At 64.4% G+C, this 1,384-nt stretch carries 2 protein-coding genes; one reads left to right on the forward strand and one right to left on the reverse strand.

Going from position 1 to position 1,384, the window contains the following annotated elements:
* Nucleotides 1-322, forward strand: a 322-nt coding sequence (locus EN964_RS34645) for an HAD hydrolase-like protein (protein ID WP_164763647.1), incomplete at its 5' end; no start/stop codon positions are given.
* Here the strand turns inward: EN964_RS34645 and EN964_RS34650 are convergent.
* Nucleotides 309-1,319 carry a sugar-binding transcriptional regulator gene (locus tag EN964_RS34650; protein WP_127269653.1) on the reverse strand — a complete coding sequence of 337 codons (1,011 nt, stop codon included), beginning with the start codon at nucleotides 1,317-1,319 and terminating at the stop codon, nucleotides 309-311. The genes EN964_RS34645 and EN964_RS34650 overlap by 14 nt on opposite strands.
* Nucleotides 1,320-1,384 lie beyond the last annotated feature (65 nt).

Consider the following 1,384-nt stretch of genomic DNA (forward strand, 5'->3'; position numbering starts at 1 on the left):
GCTGACGACCGTTGGCCCTCGCTTCGGCGCCGGTCGTCTGGCCGATCTCTATGAAAGCCTGGGCGGCAGCGTTACCCGTATCGGCAAGCCCGACAAGGCGATTTTCGAAGCCGCGCTGGCGCTGGCCGGCGAGCCGGACCCTGGCACCGTGGTCTGTGTCGGCGACAGCGTCGAACACGATATATCGGGGGGAAACAGCGCCGGCATCGCCACCGCGCTGGTGCTGAGCGGAATACTGGCGGACACACCGGATCTCGCCGCTGTTTTCGACGAACAGCAGGCCTGGCCGGACTACATCACGGACAGTTTCAGCTTCCGCTGACCGCCTCCAGCATACGCCGCGCGCTCTCCTCGTCGGTGATCAGGATGGTTGGGGCGATGAGGGTCATGGCGCCGAGCAGCGCTTCGGTTTTCTCCTCGCCACCGGAGGTGAGGATACGGATCGGCGCCTTGCGCAGACGGTCGACATCCACCGACATCACGTGGCTGTTGACCGGATGGTCGACCAGATCGCCGTTGCGGTCGAAGAAATGGAACAGGAGGTCACCCACGGCGCCTCGCGCAAGCAGGGCCTCCCGATCCGCCTCCTTGAGAAAGCCGCCCCGAGAGAAGGTGGTGGCCGAGGCAATCCCGCCGACGCTCAGCAGAACGGCATCAAGCACGTCGGCCATTTCGAAAATCTCCTGCAGGCCGCAGCGCTCGATCAGTGCGATCTTGGTCTCGACGCTGTCGACGACGGCTGGTGTCGGCATCAGATAGCCGTCGCCCTGGAATATCTGAGCGAAGCGCCAGGCGAACTCGGCTGGGTTTACCCGGCGCACGACGCCGACACCGCCAAGCAGCGAAATCACCTTGAAATCGGTGAGCGACTTGGCGCTGATGAAGGGCAGGCTCGAGAACAGCGTCTGCCCCCAGCCGACGCCGACCCGCATGCCGGACTTCATCGTGTCCGACAGGAAACTGCCGGTCTTGGCGCTGATCGCTGGTATCGGATCGGCATTGGGTGCCGAAAGCGGCGCCACCAGCGCCTGCTGCAGCCCGAACGTCTTCTCCAGCGCGCGCTCAAGCCGCACGATTTCCGACAATTCGCTCTCGATGGTGATCTTCACTTCGTTGCGCGCCCGGGCATCCGCCAGCATGCGCACGATGGTGACGCGACCGACGCCGAGCACGTCGGCGATCTCGTTCTGCGTCATCTGTTCGACGAAATACATCCAGGCGGCGCGAATCCTGAGGCGATCCGTTCGGCTTTCGCTGGCGACCTGCTCGGTTGCCTCGCCTCGACCGTCTTCGCTTTCGCCCTGTCGTCGTCTGCCCAAGTCTGTCTCTCCCCCTGCGGCGACGGACGAGCGCGCTGCCGCCGATTCTGCATGCTGGTCTAGTA

It is taken from the genome of Mesorhizobium sp. M7A.F.Ca.CA.001.10.2.1 (assembly GCF_003998575.1).
GTDB lineage: Bacteria > Pseudomonadota > Alphaproteobacteria > Rhizobiales > Rhizobiaceae > Mesorhizobium.